The following is a 17,828-nucleotide window of genomic DNA, read 5'->3' on the forward strand; positions in this document are numbered from 1 at the left end:
AGGATGATCCAGCTTGATTCTTTTATCGGTCAGATTCCTTTATTTTTGCTCGGCTTTCCATTCTTCAAACTGTGTTTGAATTTCATCCAACACTTTGTCGATACCCGCAGCTTTTAGTTTTTGATTAAACTTAGGCAGATATTCTTCAGGATTAACAGATCCTGTTGCTAAAGCTGGATAAAATTCTTTTGATACATTGGAAATCGAAGCAATTTCAGTTCTTACTGGATCACTGTTAAAGTGGAATCCAAGTGTTGGTGCTGGTTCTGCAGAATCATTAAATTCTTTGAATTTATCCCATTTATCGGAAGGATCATTTTCGTATAGATCCAAAATAAAGTGGTTCCCTAATGAGTAGGTTGGCATATTGTATTTTTCGATACGAGCCGGTAGATCTTTAATTTTCCCATCATCATTTTTTTCGTAATGAACCCCTTCAATTCCTTTGTCCACAAGGTTACGAAGATATGGATCAGTATTTAATAGGTTTAAGAATTCCATCGCTTTTTCAGGGTTTTGCGATGTAGATGAAATCGCCTGAATCGCTCCAGTTACAGAATTATTGAACGTAACAGGATCCTCCATTGGTACGGAAACAACCTCATATTTTGCAGAACGGCTCCAAAGCAAATCTGAATATGGCTGCGAATCCTCTTTACGTACAAACCAGTTTTCTACATCCATTGGCCAACTATCTTTACTGGTGGCTGCATCTGATTTAAGATAACCTGCTTTGAAATATTTATGCATTGTTTTAAATGTGTCCATCGCAATATCAGATTCGAATGGATTCACAACATGATCACGGTCACCTTCAAGAGCAAAGCCAAACGGCATTTCTTCTCCAAGGATATAGTCAAAAGGTAGATAAGCTTTAATCGTTGCCATCGGTGTAACATTTGGCTCATTTTCTTTTATCTCTTTTAACATTGGTTCAAGATCTTCTAAGTTTCTTACTTTCGATAGATCAAAATCATATTTATCCACTAAGCGTTTATTAAATGTATAAACACTTTGTCTAGCGGTTTCTTTATTGGAAGGTATACCATAAAGCTCGCCATCTACTCTAGCCCCTTCCAAAAGTGCAGGCTCTAGAATTTCTTTCAAGTCTTTTCCTTGTTCGTCTAGTAAATCATCTAGTGGAAGGAAAGCCCCTTTTTGGGCATCTTGAACATATGTGCCACCCTCAGTGAAACCAATGTCAAATGGCTCGCCTGAAGAGATGACTACTTGCATTTTTTGATCATAGTCGCCCCAATCAATTTGTGTCAATTTAACAGTGGCATTGATCTTTTCTTCCGTATATTTGTTTACTTCTTCAAATACCTTCTCAGTATCTTTTTGCGGAGTACCAATCGTATACCATTTAATTTCGTATGGTTTTTCGCCCTCTCCGCCTCGGCTTTCATTTTTAGAAGAGCCACAAGCTGCAAGCACTGTTCCTACGCTTAGAAGCAAAACTAACAATAACACTAGCTTCTTTTTCATTGTAAAACTCACCTTTTCATTTTATTCTTGGGTAATCAGAAAATAGTATGGATTTTTTTGAATGCCGCAAAATGGGATATGCTCCCTTCCGCGGGCGGCTTAATGAGCCTCCTAGTGCTACGTCTATCGAGGCCTTTACGACGTGTCGGCGTTGGTCATAGGACGTAACCGTCACTAGCCGACATCCCGCAGGACTCTCGCATATATTCTTATTTCCACACGATAATCTGAATAGCCTTATTCTTTAACGCCACCAATTGTCAATCCACTAATAAAGTATTTTTGGAAAAATGGATAAGAGACGGCAATTGGCAATGTGGCAATAACGACCATAGCCATTTTAGCTGCATCAGCTGGAATCGTATTGAACAAGCTAGACTGCTGAGAACTGATGTCAATGTTCTGCCGCATAAACTCTAGATTCGCTTCAATTTTCATTAGTAGAGATTGCAAAGGAACTAAATTAGGCTGATCTATATACAACAGGGCGTTAAACCAGTCATTCCAATATCCAAGTGTACTAAATAAAGCAATCGTGGCAATCCCTGGTAAAGACAATGGGAACACAATTTGGAAAAACGATCTCCATTCATTTGCTCCATCTATTCTTGCTGATTCCAGAATCGCTTCTGGAACAGATCTTATAAAGAAGGTTCTCATAATAATAATGTAAAATGCATTCATCGCGAGTGGTAAGATCAATGCCCATATCGTATTTTTAATGCCCAAAAATTGCGTTGCTACGATATATGTTGGAACCATTCCACCACTAAATAGCATCGTGAAAAAAGCAAAGAAAGTAAAGAACTTACGATATTTAAATTGCGGTCTAGAAATCGCATAGGAATAGAAGGTAATCATCGCCACACTGATGATCGTCCCTAAAATCGTGACAACAATCGTGATCCAATAGGATTGAAGTAATTGGTCTTTCGTCTGCCACAAATATTTATAGGCATCTAGACTCCATGTTTCTGGTATTAGTTGGAAACCATTTCGCACGATACTCTCTTCACTTGTGAAAGAAATGACAATGACATAGGCAAATGGGAATAAACAAGCAATCGTAAATATCCCTAGCAGTACTGTCATAATGCCATTCGTGACTGGGTGAAATTGATGGTAATCGCGAGCTTTCTTTCTCTTTTTATTGATAATGCCATTTGGCGTTTCGTTACCTTTTGGTTGAGAAGATTGCTCAACATTATTGTTTTTACTCATAATATCAGTCGCAGGGCGACCTTCCTCCTCTCTGTAAAGGGTAAGCTTTAGAACAAAGCACTATCCTCATCAATTTTTCTCACAATATAGTTCGTAATCATAACGAGGACAAATCCAACAGCAGATTGGTAAAGACCAGCAGCAGTACTCATTCCAATATCACCAAGCGACATCAATCCTCTATATACAAAGGTATCAATGGTGTTTGTCACGGAATAAAGGGCACCTGCATCCCTCGGTACCTGGAAGAATAACCCAAAGTCTGAGTTGAAAATTTTCCCAACATCCATAATTAAAAGAATAATAATAAGTGGCTTAAGCATTGGCAATGTTACATGTTTAACCTGTTGCCATTTTGTCGCACCATCAATCATAGCTGCTTCATAATAGGTTTTATCAATCCCAACAATAGATGCTAGATACACAATACTGCCGTATCCAATTCCCTTCCACATGCTCATAAACACAAGGAGGAACGGCCAATATTTTGGTTCACTATACCATGCGATAGCATCAACATTGAACCACCCTAAAATGTTGTTCAATAAACCACGATCTGGGCTTAAAAAGGTAAAGACGAAATAACTCACTATAACCCAGGAAAGGAAATGTGGAAATAACATCCCTGTTTGGAAAAACTTCGCTAATTTTTTATTCGCTAATTCACTGAGTAGGATAGCTGTGGTAACCGCTGTTACCATCCCTAACACAATAAAAATCAGATTATACCCAATTGTATTTCTTGTAATAATATAGGCACTGTCTGTACTAAATAGGTATTTAAAGTTATCCCAACCAATCCACTCACTGTTGATAATACTGGCGAAAAAACCACCTGGATCGATTCGGAACTTTTTAAAGGCGATTACGTTTCCCGCCATTGGCAAATAAGCAAAAAGTAGAAACCAAATGGTTCCTGGCAAAACCATCAAAAGCCATATACGGTTTTTATAAATATCTTTAAAAAACTTCATTCTGCACTATCCTCCCTTACCATGGCCTGAAACCACTTTCATGTATTTATTATAAAATTTACTATAGTAGAATAGTAGTTAAGAAATTTGAGATTCACTAGATAAATTAAATAATCATGTAAAGACTTTCATTTTAATTTGTACAGGGTGTATTGACTTCCATGTTGGGCTGAAAATCGCCCGCCGCAAGCATTGCTTCAGCCTCCTCACTTCGCTTCGGGGTCTTCAGCTGATGCTATTCCTGCAGGCGTGTCGCCGTTTTGGGCGATTTTCTTTGCGTTTGAAAAAGCAGAGGCTGAGCGTTAATCTCCAAGGACGGAAAATACATTTCCGTAGCGGGGTTTGTGAACCCTAGTTGTTCGTTTTTTTGGTAAAAATATTTATGCCCTAGCTTTTTTGCTCGTCTCCGAGGATTCTTTGTACAGCCTCGATTTTAGCGGGAGCCCATTTATCTCGCAGTATCATTTTTACCAGACTTTTTAAACTTCCTCTTAAAGTAAAACATCAATCAGCCAGAAATTTTCATTCCTACTGATTGATGTTTAATAGCTTATTTTTGTTCCGCCTTCCATGCGTCAAATTGTGTTTGAATTTCATCTAACACTTTGTCGATACCAGCATCTTTTAGTTTTTGGTTAAACTTAGGTAGATATTCTTCAGGATCAACAGAGCCTGTTGATAAAGCTGGATAGAATTCTTTTGACACATTGGAAATCGAAGCAATTTCGGTTCTCACTGGATCACTGTTAAAATGAAATCCAAGTGTTGGTGATGGTTGTGCAGATTCATTAAATTCTTTGAATTTATCCCATTTATCAGAAGGATCATCTTCGTATAGATCTAAGATAAAGTGGTTTCCTAGAGAGTAAGTTGGCATATTATAATCTTCGATACGTGCTGGAAGATCTGTAATTTTTCCATCATCATTCTTTTCATAATGAACCCCTTCAATTCCTTTGTCCACAAGGTTACGAAGATATGGATCCGTATTTAAGAGATTCAAGAATTCCATTGCTTTTTCAGGGTTTTGTGATGTAGATGAAATCGCCTGAATCGCTCCCGTAACCGATGTATTAAAGGTAGTTGGCTCTTCTGCTGGGACAGAGACTACTTCATACTTTGCTGAACGAGACCAAAGTAGGTCTGCATATGGTTGAGAATCTCCCATACGAACAAACCAGTTTTCTACATCCATTGGCCAGCTATCTTTACTGGTAGCTGCATCTGATTTAAGATAGCCTGCTTTGAAATACTTATGCATTGTTTTAAATGTCTCCATCGCAATATCAGATTCAAATGGATTCACAACATGATCACGATCTCCTTCAAGAGCAAAGCCAAAAGGCATGTCTCCTTCAAAGATATAATCGAATGGAAGATAAGCTTTAAATGTTGCCACTGGTGTAATATTTGACTCATTTTCTTTAATCGTTTTCAACATTGGTTCAAGGTCTTCTAATGTTTTTACTGTGGAAATATCGAAATTATATTCATCCACTAAGCGTTTGTTAAAAGTATAAACACTTTGTCTAGCGGCTTCTTTATTGGAAGGAATGCCATAAAGCTCTCCATCTACTCTAGCCCCTTCTAAAAGAGCTGGGTCCAAAGTTTCTTTTAACTCTTTCCCATGTTCATCTAATAAATCATCTAGCGGGAGATAAGCGCCTTTTTGGGCATCTTGAACATACGTTCCACCATTTGTAAAACCAATGTCAAATGGTTCACCTGAAGAGATGATCACCTGCATTTTTTGTTCAAAATCGCCCCAATCAATTTGTGTTAGCTTGACAGTCGCATTGATCTTTTCTTTTGTATATTTGTTTACTTCTTCAAATACCTTATTTGTATCTTTTTGTGGTGTACCAATTGTGTACCATTTAATTTCATATGGTTTTTCACCATCTCCACCCTTGCTTGATTCAGTCTTATTATTGCCACAAGCAGCAAGAACTGTACCAAGACTTAGAAGAAGCACAAGCATTAATAGTAGCGTTTTCTTCATTTTAAATCCCCCTTTTTATTCTTACAAATTAACATTACCCTAGTTGTTTTGTACTATTCCTTTCAAACGCTTTCATGTATTTATCATAAGATATACCCGAATAAAATAGTAGTTCATTTTTCTTACATTTACTGCACAAATCATAGATTTAATCGTTTTCATATTAATAGAAAATGTTCAATATTCAAAAAAATAAGAACTATTCCGTCTTAAAGTGCTAAGCGCTTTAAAACGGAACAGCTCTATCTTTTAAACTATTCAGCCAAAATCCAGTCAACATTTTTTTTATCTAATTCGGACTCCCATGAAGAGGGTGGCTTCTTATCACATATCATCACATCTACCTGTTCTAAAGTCGTAATCTTGGTAAAGGATTGTACACCTATTTTACTATAATCCGCTAAAACGATTACTTCCTTGGCATTTGTAGCTGCTAATTTTGAAATGGAGGATTCGTTAAAATCATAATCACTTATTCCTGTTTTAAGTGATACACCACCGACCGACAAGAAAGCTTTATCAACATAAAAGTTTTTCAGCATTTCTTCACATAGATAGCCAGATACGGACTGCTGATCTGGGGAGAGTTCTCCACCTAAAAGAATGACCTTTCCGCGAAACAACCCCTGTGCTAAGGCATCCTTTAAAACATTGGCGACAGGTAAAGAATTTGTAAGAATCATAAGACGATTGAGGTTTTTTATAAATTTAGCTAGGTTTAATATCGTAGTTCCCGTATCCAAAAAGATCGTGTCCCCATCTTTTATTAAAGAAGCTGCCTTTTTCCCAATAAGCTTTTTTTCAGTCCCCTGAATAATTTGCCGCTGTTGGTAGGGAGGCTCTCCATCTTCGTAGGATATTTTCACTGCTCCTCCGTAAACCCTTTTCAATTTCTTTACTTTTTCCAATGCTTCTAAATCTCGGCGGATTGTCTCATTCGATACCTCTAATTTCTGTGCCAAGTCAGAAACTCGAACTTTCCCATGAGTATCCAACTCATCGATTAACAATCTTTTTCTTTCCTCAGATAGAAGAGACAAATTTTGCACCTTCTCTCTATTTCCTTTTCAAACGAAATTACTTATATCGTACCCCTTTACTATAGCATTTTCAAATTATATTTTTATTGTTTATCATACCTCTCATAGGCATCATTATAAATTTCCATATATTTCTCAAGTTTCATTTTATCAAATTGGGCAACATAGTCATCCCATTCATCTAATGATCTCGCTCCCGTAATGAATTTCGCATTCATCTCATTAATGTACGTTTCAATATCATTTCTCAAGGCATTCATTTCTTCAAGCTCTTCAATTGTATAATTAAACGGTGGCCATATTTCCTCAGGGATAAATGGATCTACCTTTTCAGATGCTTCAATAGAACTTGGCTTTCCTTCAGAACCCTTGAAATAATCTTGCTTTAAGATTCCTGGGTATCCGACACCAGGCCAAACAAGATACTCTCCAACAGCCTGGTCTTGTGTTAAGCCGTCCGGATGATTCTTGATTTCATCTGTATAATCTAAGGTACCATCTTCATTTTCAACATAGGTCTCGTCTTCAAAGCCCATAAAAAACATCTTACTGCCTTCATCACTATAAAGGTAATCTACCCAACGCACCGTTGCTTCAGGATTTGGGTTATCCTTTGTAATAACGAATTGACCTACAGAACCGATAGGGGAACCAATATGAGCATATAGCTGATCACCATGTGGGCCTTTTAATGCCTTCCCGCCAATATACCCCGTTAAATTACTATATACAGCTTCTGGGTTATAATCTGGTAGGACACCATATATTCCTTGAGAACCTTTGGCAATGACTTGATCCGCATTTGCTGTAAAAAAGTCTTTATCAATTAATCCGTCCTCATAAATCTTGTTTAAATACTCCAACATCTCCTTATAACGAGGAGCGGTCGGGATAAATCGTAGTTCATTTGTTTCAGGATCAACATCAACATAAGGATGTGAAGCTCCTCTATTGCCTAGCCCCCAAGCGCCCTTAAAGAAAGGGATTAAATATGCGTCTATTCCAGGTCCTCCTCCCATCGGAATGGCATCTGGGTAGTTTTCTTTAATCGCCTTCAATAATTGATACATTTCTTCCGTTGTTTCTGGTTCCTCAAGATCTAGCTCCTTTAACCACTCCTCTTTTAGCCACATGAAGGATCCTTCCAACATCGCCTTAAATTCAGGATCCGTAATCGTTGGAAAAGAATAAATGTTTCCATCTGGCATCGTAATGGCCTTTTCTACTTCCGGATATTGTTCAAGCAATGCCTTAAAATTAGGCGCATACTGATCAATTAAATCATTTAACGCCATAAAGTCTTCCTGTTTTCCATATTTCATTAAATCATTTACCGTTAAACCGTTTCCAAAAAGTACATCTGGATAATCACCGCCTGCTAGTAAAATATTACGTTTCTCTGCTAAATTATCCCGATCAACATTCTCCCATTTCACTTTGATATTAGTCATATTTTCGTACTCATTCCATATCTTAATATCATTCCAGTTTTGTGAAGCGAAGCGTTTAGGAGCAAACATCTTAAGTTCAATTTCTTCTTTCACTATTGGCATTCCATCCAAATTAAGATTATCTAAATTGGCTTCTGCTTTTTTATCCGTTTTTTCATTACAGGCAGCAAGAAAAGAAACAGACATGATTACAAATAAGGCAAGCATAAAAATTTTCTTCATCTCTATAAACCTCCTAATTTTTCTATCCTTTTATAGCCCCAACCATTATTCCTTGTACAAAGTATTTTTGTAAAAATGGGTAGAGTAAAAGAACAGGTAAATTCGCTACGATCACAACTGCATATTTGATTGATTGTGCATACATCACTTGTTGAGCCATCGATTCCCCACTGCCAGCCATTTCATCCATCGAATTCTGGATAAGGATTTCTCGTAATATTAATTGTAAAGGGAATTTCTCCCGATCCGTTAAATAGATTAATGCATCAAAATAGGCATTCCAATGACCAACACTATAAAACAAAATCATGACAGCAATAATCGGTGTTGATAAAGGCAGCACAACTCTTCTTAAAATTTGGAAATCGGAACAGCCATCAATCTCTGCTGCCTCTTCAATCTCTCTGGGAATATTTGATTGAAAAAAGGAACGCATAATAATTAAATTAAATACGGCCACTGCATTTGGAATCACAAGTGCCCAAAACGTATTCAACATGTCTAAATTTTTAATGACTAAATAAGTTGGGATTAAACCACCACTAAAGAACATTGTAAAAACTAAAAAGAACATAATGAGATTTTTCCCATAAAAATCTCTACGTGAAAGTGGATAGGCACCTAATGTGGTTAAAAAGAGATTAATCAGTGTCCCCACAGTAGTGTACAGGATGGTATTAAGGTACCCGCTTAAAATATCGCGATTCTGAAAAACCTTTTGATAACCAATTAAAGTGAGTTCCTTAGGAAATAGCCATAATTCTCCATTTGCCACTAACAGTGGATTACTTATGGATGCACTCACTACAAAAATAAGCGGATACAGAACAAGGAGCAGAAGAATAAACAACAACGTATTATTTATTGCACCAAATATTTTATCTCCAATGGTTTGATTCATCCGCAAACGACACCTCCATTTTTACCATAGACTCGTTTGTCCTACTTTCTTAGCAATCGAATTTACTGTAATAAGTAGAATAAAATTAATAATGGTACTAAATAGTCCAACTGCTGAAGCAAAACTAAATTCTGCGTCTAAAATACCGCTCCGATAAACATATGTGGCGATCACGTCAGAAGCTTCTAAATTCAAATCATTTTGCATTAAGAAAACCTTTTCAAAACCAACACTTACAATAGATCCGGTATTAAGGATTAATAGAATGATAATTGTTGGTAGAATACCTGGAATATTAATATTCCAAATCCGCTGCCATCTATTTGCCCCATCCATAATTGCCGATTCATGTAACTGCGGGTCAATCCCTGCTAAGGCCGCTAAATAAATAATCGAACTCCAACCCATTGACTGCCAAACACCAGAAAAGACATAGACCGTTTTAAACCATTGGGGTTCTGTAAGGAATGAAATTTCCTTGCCGCCAAATAGTTGGATCAATTGATTCACAACCCCGCTATCAGGAGATAAAAAGATAATGATCATCCCTACTAATACAACGGTTGATAGAAAATGCGGCGCGTAAGTAACCGTTTGCACAGTTCTCTTAAAAAACTTTAAACGAACTTCATTGATCATTAATGCCAATATGATCGGTACAGGAAATCCTACTAACAGCTCGTACACACCAATTCCTAATGTATTTTTCATTAACCGCCAAAAATGATAGCTATCAAAGAATCGTATAAAATGCTTGAACCCTACCCATTCGCTCCCAGTTATGCCCTTTGAGGCAATAAAATCTTTAAAGGCAATCTGGACTCCATACATAGGAACATAATGAAAAATGACAAAATAAGCGATGACTGGCAGAATCATAATATATAATTGCCATCTCTTTTTAATACTTTTTTTGAGATTGGCACCGCGACTTTTTAAAGATGGAGTAGTATTAGTCTGAACAGTTGTTGCAACTTTGTTTGTTTGCTGAACCAATTCTAAGAGCCCCCTTTCAAAATACTTTTTTTGATCGCGTTTGTTTCACAAAACTACATAATCTTATTTAATTAAATACTGCATCCGACTCACCTCCCTTGTTTGCTTACTAAAGCCATAAAGTATTTACTATTGGCAAAATAATAAATAAATAGAAAACTAGTCAGATAAAAGATATGAATATAAGTCATCTAGGTTCTATAAGCTGGGACTAACTAAAATACCAAACTCCAAGGACGAACTTCTCTTAGCGGAGGAAATATACATAGAAGTAAGAAGTTCGGCAAGTCCCCGGAAGGCAAAGCCTGATGAGGCTTGTCACTCGCCTGCGGAAAGCGAAATATATTTCCGAACCGGGGAATATGCACTTTTCTGTGGTGATATCACCTTTGTCTCAGCATTGAATATGTTCTAAGTAAAGACTTTCTCAATCTGATGCTTGATCTTTTCGCCATTTTCAAATGTGACCACTTCATGAATGCCCGCATTTTGTAATGCCTCCAATTGCATCTCAACAAATCTCCCAAGATCATCTGGATAATGAGCATCTGAGGAAACGGTCAGTGGTACCTGATAGTCTGCTAGTACCTTTAGAAAAGTGGGACTTGGGCACATTTCCTTAATTGGATAGCGGTAATAGAGCCCTGCATTGATCTCAGTAGCTGTATTTGATTCTACTAATCTCTCGGCTATTCGACGATAAGCTGGCATAAGCTGTTCTTCATCAGGTCGATAGCCAAAAACTTTTAGGTTATCCAGATGTGCGACAAAATCGAATAACTTTGAGGAAATTGCCTTCTCTACTAATTGGAAAAACTCATCATAAAGCTTAATTAAATCATAGTTTAGGAACAGATCCTGGGTTTTCGGGTTATCAAAGCCCCAGCCATTAAAAAAATGCACAGAACCAATCACATAATCATACGGATGATCTTCGAGAATTTCTCGCAATTCCTCTTCCCCATCGAGGAAATAATCTGTTTCTATGCCTAAATGGAGTTTCACACCATTTTCTTCCCATTTTTGTTTGGCATCTTCAATAAGTGCGATAAATTCATCCCTTGATTCCACGCAAACCTGGTCGAGCCATTTTCTCTGTAGCTTTCCAAGCTCATCATCCTCTAGATGAATATGTTTTTCATAATACGGTTTATATTCCTTAAAGCGATATAAGTGGTCCACGATCCCAACTTCTTGGATACCTAAATGCTTCGCTTGTTGTAAATATAAATCCAACCATTCCATCGAAAAAGGGCCACCCATTAGCCGCTTATGTAATTTTTCTGTTTGCTCAAGCATCCATTCTCGTGTGTGCGAAGATTGGGAGTTATTATCTAGATGATTGATTGCTTCAAATGTCCGATTCAACCAATTGGGTGAATAAGGTCCTTCCTCCAAATGTAAATGATAATCAATTTTCAAGTTTTTCACTCCTTTTCTTTGATGCATCCTTGACCCGGAGCTAGTTGTTCAAAAAGCCCTATGCTAGTCATTAATTTTATGCTCATGTGTGTAAGGAGCGATAACCTTCCCATCATCCAGCCTGATCCATGTATCAAATTTATGTTGCCCTTCATACAATTGGATAACCCTTGCGCCCCGCTGTAATGATCCGTAGACATTATATCCACTTATCCGCCCATAACATAAGGAAATACCATGAAGTTCGCCACAGTAATCATTGTCATGATCATGCCCCACAAACGTACCCATGACATTACCTGATTCTAGTAAAGCTGTGAATAAACCACTATTAATCACAGGGGCACAAACTTGTTCCAATTTATTTCCAGACACTTTGCCAATGTTTAGGACATCACGATATTCAGGTAGTGGAATATGGAAAAAGGCTAATGCGGGAATTGTTTCTTTTCCGTTTGCATACTTTTTCGATTCTTCTAGAAACCAGCTTACTTGATCTGGATGAACCCATGCATAGCCGCCAACAGATTTTGGTGCATAATCACCTGAATCTAAAAAATATAAAACGGATTCATTTTTCTCTTTATTTGAAGATTGAATCGTAAGCGAATAATTGCCAACACCATGAATATCTTCAGGTCCAGCCATTCCTAAAAAATGTTTATACTCAGTATTAATAGCAAATAACTGCTCTCGTGTGACATTTGCTTCTGCATCATGATTGCCGAAGACAGTGGTAAATGGAATCCCCCATTGGGAAATTTGGTCCAATACCCTGCGATAGGATTGTTCAGGCTGTTCCACCCCTTCACTCCAAATCAGATCACCTGTCACAACAATTAAATCAGGTTTTTCGTGCTGAATGGTTTCGCTGATCACACGAAACGTCTTTTGATCAGGCAAATGGTTCTCTTCTCCTCCAATATGTAAGTCAGTAAATTGAATAATTTTAAACGATTGATCCGTTCGAAATCTTAAAGTTCCTTCCACGACTTCTCCCCTCCTATTTTTAACACCTCAAAAACTATCACAAAACTCCAATTAAAATCACAAAGAACTTAATGAATACACAAACACAATATACAACAATTGTCGAAACTCGTCAATATAATTTTTACAAAATTTCAACTAGATTGATATTACACTCATTTGGGTGTTTTCTAGAAACAAAAAAAGAGCCTGGGACAAAAGTATTTTCTCCAAAGAAAAAACCGAACTAGTTTGATGCATATCTCCCGCTACGGAAACATACTTCGCTTTCCGCGGGCGGCTGGTGATCTTCCTCGTGCTATCGCACTCCGTGATCTCACCGATGCCTTTTCTCCCGCTGGAGTCTACGTATATTTCCTCCGATAGGTAATGCATTGTTCGGTTTTAGAGCTTAACTTTCTTTGTAGTTTTGTCCCCGTCTCTTCATTTACGTTATAGACTTCTATAGGTAAGACTTTGAAGTTATCTCTAGCATGCCAAATTCCGACTACTTTTTCTGAATTTCTTTCATCAATTTGTATTTACCACTTATTTCTTCTGTTTTTCGCATCTAGCAGCCTTTTAAGGCGCTCACTGTTATCATTATTTGGCTGTTCCGCGTCTTTCTTCCGTTCTGTTTTGGGTTGTTTATCCACTTTTCTTATTACATCTGTTTGCACCTTTTTAATTTCCCCTTTAGGTTTAGCTGATACTTTTGAAGTGGATTTTTTAAGTCGTGAATATTTTTGCTTTATTTCCTTTTCTTTTTTCTCCTTTTTATCAGCCCTTTGACTATTAAAGGAACGGATTTTCTCAACTGCTAATGTTACGCCAAATCTTCTTATAGCGATTTCGATAAAGAACAACAGAAAAGCAATTAAGAGAAGCTGCATCGTAATCGGTTGTTTTTTAGATTTTTCTATATCAATTGGCCGGAAAGCTTCTTCTGGATCTGTTAAAATTTTCCCATTTCCGAGCTCTATTACGTCATTTAAAAGTGTATTATTTTGATTTTGGAGTTTAAATTCCTTGGAATATGGAACAACAATACCTGTTTGGAAAGTTGAAGTAATATCTTCGCCATCAAATTTAGCAAGCTGCAAAGAATAAATACCCGATCCTGCAGTAAAATTCACCTCATGCTCACCAGGGGATTTTATTCTGTAATCTGCTTCAATTTGCTTGCCCTTTTCATCCACTACAGTAGCTTCAATTGGTAGCATATCCTGATTTATGGAGGTGATATCCAGTTTAATATTTTTCCCGTCTATCGTTTGCTCTATATCATATAATTCATTTTCATATGTTGGAAAGCTCCATGTAATGATTTCATTCCATAATGATGGCCAGTTTGACCAGGCTGGCCACTCGCCTGCCCATTCACCACTGGTGTCAGATGTCCATGCAACAGTATTTCCCAGTCCGTATTGCCATCTTGTTAGAACAGGATCATTTTTTTCACTCATTAAAATCGTTTCTGCTCTTGATTTTGGTTCTGTGGCTACATATGCATTCATTACTGGAACACCTTTTTCAAATACCGAACCCCAGTTATTTCCTTCTGTGTACATTGGATAGAAAGGATTATCTTCAATATACGTTCTTGTTGTTAGAACTGTTTCTCTTGATAGAATACTTGGTATGGTGGAAGCATCCTGGACATCATAGAATCTTCCTGTTCCCTCTGTTGCTAATTGCTCGAGTAGAAAGCGATCAGCATCACCGCCGATTGCAACCGTCGATAATGTCACATTGTTTTCGAGTCCTGTTGAAATTAGTTCCGAATAATCCCCATTCGTTGCTGACTGTCCATCTGTTAATAATATAATATGTTTTCGCTGCAATTTTAAATCTTTTAGTTCATTATAGGCCTGTTCAAGTGGTGTGAAGATCTCCGTTCCCCCACCTTCTGTTATGGAACGGATTTTTTCGGCAGCTTCTACTTTGTCATCAAGTGGTCCTGTTTCAATTATTGTCCATGGTTTATCATCAAAAGCAATAAAGCCTAATGTATCTTTATTACGGAGTAATTCAATGGAACGTGCCGCTGCCTCCTTTGCCAAATCCAGTTTATAGCCACTCATACTACCAGATCGATCCAGTACGATAACCATTCCGAGTGATGGCAGTTCTTTCTTTCCTTTTAAATCCATTTCAACTGGCAATAATTTTTCGATCGGTGTTTTGAAATAACCACCTAGACCATAACTCTTATTTCCCCCAGCCATGACAAACCCTTTGCCAAAATCACGGACAGCACTTTCAATCATTTCCATTTGTTCCTGAGTCACATCAGTAGCGGAAATATTATTGAAAATAATCATTTCATACTCTAAAAAACCAGATAGAGATGTTGGCAATAATTCTGGTTTTGTTTTGGTCACTGTGAGATCGGATGCTTCCAGTGCCTGCAGTAAATTATCCCCTTCCGTTTCATCATCCACCATTAGGATTTGTGGAGGTCCTTTTGCTTCAGCAACAGCAAATGACTGATTGTTTTGTGAAACGCCATCATCATCAGAAATGATTTCAGCCTTATAATTATGAACACCTGAGGATTTTATGAAATCAATGAAATTATAGGAATTCTCCCCTTTTTTCACTTGAACCTCTTCATCAATCACTGTTTCATTATTTTTTGTAATTCTTACTCTAGCTTTTGTATCCATCGTACTTGATAGATTGACAGTTAACTTTGCATTTTCTCCCTGATACAAAGTTGATGGGCTACTAAAACTTTCAATTGCGACATCTTTTTGAATAGAAGGATTAAATGGAAGTACATCAATGAGGATTTCCTGACCATGCAAAAGTTCTACTTGCTGTCTAGCGTCACCCATATTTTCATTTCCATCTGTCATTAAAACAATCCGCCCTTTTTTATCGCTAGACAATAAACTGGAAGCAAGCTGCAGCCCCTCTTCCAAATTTGTATAAGATTTATTTTCTATATTGACGTTCGTGATCAACCCTTGTTCACTGTTTGATGGTGACTGGATTATTTGTGCATTTTCTGCTGTTGAAATAACCGCATAGCTGTCTTCTGGCTCCATTCCACTAATCGCTTGTTCAATTGCAGCAAACATTTCCTCTTCCTGGTTTTTAACACTTTCAGATTGATCAATAACAAAAACGGTTGTTATACCTTTAACTGGGTATAAAATATTCGGAACAGATAAAGATAAAATCAAGATAGCAAATATGAGGAATCGAATCGTTAGGATGATATTTTTTTCAATAAGGGGGGTAACCTTATTCTTTTTCCAGTAAAGATATAAGACAATGAATGCCGGTATTAGTAATAATAGAAATAGGGGTTTTTCAACCTGTAATCCCACGGCGATATACCTCCCATTCCAAAAATAAAATGAATAATGCAAGGGTTGCAAAAACAGTCCAAATCTCATTTGGGTGTTTCTGATTATCTCCACCAGTCTCCTCATTTTCAGTTTCAATTGTAAAACTGTCCTCTGGTGAAATGTATTTCTCCTCTTCATCCACAATAACTGCGAAAAGCCGCTCTTTTAAGCCAAATTCTGTTTCTTCTGCAACCTTGTATAGGCCAGGGCGTTCTGGAGCAATTAAAATGGAATTATCTATATTCATGTCAGCTATTGTCTCATTCTCTTCATTTAAAATAGTACTACTAGTCACTCCAGTGGAATAAGCAATTTCTTTTCTTTCATTCGACTGTAAATATCCAAGCAGCTGGTTTTGATCTGTGAGATAATCAATCGCATTATATAAAAAGATTGGAAAACTGGAATGCATTGGCCAATCAGTATCCTCCATATCAAACCCGAGCAATATGATCGGACTACCCTGATAATTCCCTTTACTGATTATGGAAGTTTCCCCACTCGATACAATTGCTTGGAGCTCCGGCATAGTAAATGGATAGCTTTTTTGAATATAGACCTCCTCTATATCTACAAACTGTAGAAGGGAATCATCGCTAACCGCTTTTAATCTTGTCTGTAACATCTGCTCATTTTTGATATTAAATGGTTCACCCACCGTTGGTGAAATTATAAGCTTTGGTCCATTTGGCCAGTTTTCAGCTGGAACGTTACTAAGCACATAGATTGCGTTTTCTGTTTGTGGAACTTCATTCAGTTCTTCAATTTGGATTATATCAGTGCTTAAATGCGATAAAGCTTTTGTGAGAAATGAATTCATCTTGCCCACCAAATAAAAAGTTGGCTGTCTGTCCTCTCCAAGAAATGCAAAACTGGCATTGTCTGCCTGAAAATGATCCTTATTAACAATCATAGCTTTATAATAAGGCTTTTCTGGTAAGTCCTGGATATGAATCTGGGTCGGTTTTTCTGGATCAACTGTTTCTTCAATTTCGGCAAGTTTTTCATCTTCAAAAACGATTTGAATGGTAACCTGCTGTTGTTCGTCCATTTCATTCGCGATTGACAATACCCCATTCACAGTGTCTTCTTGTTTAGCCGCGCCGAATGCATGAATGGATAAATTATTTGTCGTTGTTCCAATATTATGTACTTCAGTCTTATGGCTCAAATGGGTAGTCGTTATTTCCTCTTGCCTTGTGCGATCAGAAAAAACATGTATTTCTCCACTTGAATCTGATAAGAGCTGATTGGCTAATTGAACAGATTTATCTATATCTTCACTTTGAAAAGAAGGAGATATATTCTCAATAGCACGCCGCATTTCACTTTTATTTGTTTCATTCGAAAATAATATTTCTGGTGTTTGTTTAGCAAGAATGGCTGTCAGCCTCTGAGTATCCAATTGATCAATAAGCTCATTCATCTCTTCTTTTGCCAATTCTAATCTATTATTCTCACCTTCTAGTGCTGTCATTGATGCAGACGTATCGATAACGACTACAATTTGTTCCCCTGAAAGATCACTAACGCCAATATAAGGACGAACTAAAGCGAACATTAATAATGTAAGGATGAGTAATTGCAGGTATAAGAGCAAGTGTTGCTGTATTTTCCTCCACCATTTCGTCGCTTGCCACTCCCGCATTACCTGCTGCCAAAAAAATGTTGATGATACAATTTGTTTTTCATATTGTTTTCTAAATAAATAAAACAGGATAACCCCTAGTAAAAAGACTGATAATCCTAAAAATCCGGGTGTTAAAAACCGCATAGACTCACC

The 17,828-nt window shown here is 37.3% G+C and carries 12 protein-coding genes; all 12 read right to left on the bottom strand.

Annotated features, from left to right (window positions below):
• Positions 1-39: 39 nt before the first annotated feature.
• Positions 40-1,488 carry an ABC transporter substrate-binding protein gene (locus tag IPU53_RS16960; protein WP_207452198.1) on the bottom strand — a complete coding sequence of 483 codons (1,449 nt, stop codon included), beginning with the start codon at positions 1,486-1,488 and terminating at the stop codon, positions 40-42.
• Between the two features lie 237 nt (positions 1,489-1,725).
• Positions 1,726-2,709, bottom strand: coding sequence for a carbohydrate ABC transporter permease (locus IPU53_RS16965; RefSeq protein ID WP_242698373.1), 984 nt, complete (start codon positions 2,707-2,709; stop codon positions 1,726-1,728).
• 47 nt (positions 2,710-2,756) lie between these two features.
• Entirely contained in the window at positions 2,757-3,683 is a 927-nt protein-coding gene (locus IPU53_RS16970) for an ABC transporter permease (RefSeq protein ID WP_207452199.1), read from the bottom strand.
• Positions 3,684-4,233: 550 nt separating this feature from the next.
• The gene (locus IPU53_RS16975) at positions 4,234-5,685 is read right to left on the bottom strand and encodes an ABC transporter substrate-binding protein (RefSeq protein WP_207452200.1); all 1,452 of its coding nucleotides are present in this window, start codon (positions 5,683-5,685) and stop codon (positions 4,234-4,236) included.
• 254 nt (positions 5,686-5,939) lie between these two features.
• The gene (locus tag IPU53_RS16980; protein ID WP_313886513.1) at positions 5,940-6,734 is read right to left on the bottom strand and encodes a DeoR/GlpR family DNA-binding transcription regulator; all 795 of its coding nucleotides are present in this window, start codon (positions 6,732-6,734) and stop codon (positions 5,940-5,942) included.
• A 74-nt stretch (positions 6,735-6,808) separates the two neighbouring features.
• Entirely contained in the window at positions 6,809-8,398 is a 1,590-nt protein-coding gene (locus IPU53_RS16985) for an extracellular solute-binding protein (RefSeq protein WP_207452202.1), read from the bottom strand.
• A gap of 22 nt (positions 8,399-8,420) precedes the next feature.
• Entirely contained in the window at positions 8,421-9,299 is an 879-nt protein-coding gene (locus tag IPU53_RS16990) for a carbohydrate ABC transporter permease (protein ID WP_207452203.1), read from the bottom strand.
• A gap of 21 nt (positions 9,300-9,320) precedes the next feature.
• Positions 9,321-10,178 (bottom strand): ABC transporter permease, encoded by an 858-nt coding sequence (locus IPU53_RS16995; RefSeq protein ID WP_207452250.1) that lies wholly within the window; start codon positions 10,176-10,178, stop codon positions 9,321-9,323.
• Positions 10,179-10,706: 528 nt separating this feature from the next.
• Positions 10,707-11,717, bottom strand: a complete 1,011-nt coding sequence (locus IPU53_RS17000) for a histidinol phosphate phosphatase domain-containing protein (protein ID WP_207452204.1) — start codon at positions 11,715-11,717, stop codon at positions 10,707-10,709.
• A 63-nt stretch (positions 11,718-11,780) separates the two neighbouring features.
• Positions 11,781-12,707, bottom strand: coding sequence for a metallophosphoesterase family protein (locus tag IPU53_RS17005; RefSeq protein WP_207452205.1), 927 nt, complete (start codon positions 12,705-12,707; stop codon positions 11,781-11,783).
• Positions 12,708-13,228: 521 nt separating this feature from the next.
• Complete coding sequence (locus IPU53_RS17010) at positions 13,229-16,024, bottom strand: VWA domain-containing protein (RefSeq protein ID WP_207452206.1); 2,796 nt, start codon at positions 16,022-16,024, stop codon at positions 13,229-13,231.
• Positions 16,008-17,819 (bottom strand): vWA domain-containing protein, encoded by a 1,812-nt coding sequence (locus IPU53_RS17015; protein ID WP_207452207.1) that lies wholly within the window; start codon positions 17,817-17,819, stop codon positions 16,008-16,010. Before IPU53_RS17015 ends, IPU53_RS17010 begins: the two co-directional genes overlap by 17 nt.
• Between the last annotated feature and the right edge of the window lie 9 nt (positions 17,820-17,828).

Source organism: Bacillus sp. SD088 (assembly GCF_017355205.1).
Classification (GTDB): Bacteria; Bacillota; Bacilli; order Bacillales; family Bacillaceae_C; genus Lederbergia.

What these genes read in the sequence shown, in the direction of transcription:
- IPU53_RS16960 (WP_207452198.1), bottom strand. Translation starts at nt 1,488, where the DNA reads ATGAAAAAGAAGCTAGTGTTATTGTTAGTTTTGCTTCTAAGCGTAGGA.
- IPU53_RS16965 (WP_242698373.1), bottom strand. Translation starts at nt 2,709, where the DNA reads ATGAGTAAAAACAATAATGTTGAGCAATCTTCTCAACCAAAAGGTAAC.
- IPU53_RS16970 (WP_207452199.1), bottom strand. Translation starts at nt 3,683, where the DNA reads ATGAAGTTTTTTAAAGATATTTATAAAAACCGTATATGGCTTTTGATG.
- IPU53_RS16975 (WP_207452200.1), bottom strand. Translation starts at nt 5,685, where the DNA reads ATGAAGAAAACGCTACTATTAATGCTTGTGCTTCTTCTAAGTCTTGGT.
- IPU53_RS16985 (WP_207452202.1), bottom strand. Translation starts at nt 8,398, where the DNA reads ATGAAGAAAATTTTTATGCTTGCCTTATTTGTAATCATGTCTGTTTCT.
- IPU53_RS16990 (WP_207452203.1), bottom strand. Translation starts at nt 9,299, where the DNA reads ATGAATCAAACCATTGGAGATAAAATATTTGGTGCAATAAATAATACG.
- IPU53_RS16995 (WP_207452250.1), bottom strand. Translation starts at nt 10,178, where the DNA reads ATGATTCTGCCAGTCATCGCTTATTTTGTCATTTTTCATTATGTTCCT.
- IPU53_RS17015 (WP_207452207.1), bottom strand. Translation starts at nt 17,819, where the DNA reads ATGCGGTTTTTAACACCCGGATTTTTAGGATTATCAGTCTTTTTACTA.